This window comes from Rhizobium sp. UBA1881 (genome assembly GCF_002338015.1).
Taxonomy (GTDB): Bacteria; Pseudomonadota; Alphaproteobacteria; order Rhizobiales; family Rhizobiaceae; genus Rhizobium.
The window spans coordinates 7,571-8,163 of sequence record NZ_DDHH01000146.1; the positions used below are offsets into that span (position 1 = coordinate 7,571).

Here is a 593-nt window from a genome sequence, read left to right on the forward strand (position 1 = left end):
GATCGGGCTCTACGCGCTGCAATCTGTGCTGCTCGGCCTGCGCTGGGGCTATGACATCATCGCCTTGATGCCCGGCCAGGCGGTGCTCGCCGCCCTGATCGCCGCCTTCGCCTGGATCAGCTTCAGCAACCTCGGGCGCGACAACACCCTCTCGTGGCTGCGCCTTGCGCCGCATCTCCTGCCCGCCGCCATCATCCTCGCGCTGATGATCTTCTGGCGTGGCCCCGTCGGCATTTTCATCACCGCCACCTTCACGGTCTATGGCGCAGCCCTCATCTGGCTCGCCCGCCACGGCCCCGATGGCCTCGTCTCCTCGCGGCTCGACGGCGCGCTCTTGTCCTACCGCTCGCTGCTGATTACCGCTGCGGCACTTCTCGCCTCCGCCACCGCCGATATCGTCATCAGCTTCGATTTCTATAGAACCGGCGGCGCGCACGCCGGCGCGGTGGTCGCGATCGGCAATGTCATCTCGCTGCTGGCACTCGGCACCGCCGCCGCCATCGCCAGCAGCAGCCAATCCACCGAACCCGCGCCGCTGCAGCCACCACCAGCACCCGCACCGATATCCGGCCCGACCGAGGAAGACGGCGCCA

General features: G+C 68.0%; 1 pseudogene. It reads left to right on the forward strand.

From position 1 onward, the window contains the following. Nucleotides 1–593: pseudogene (locus B3605_RS17655) on the forward strand (AraC family transcriptional regulator); the annotation flags it as partial.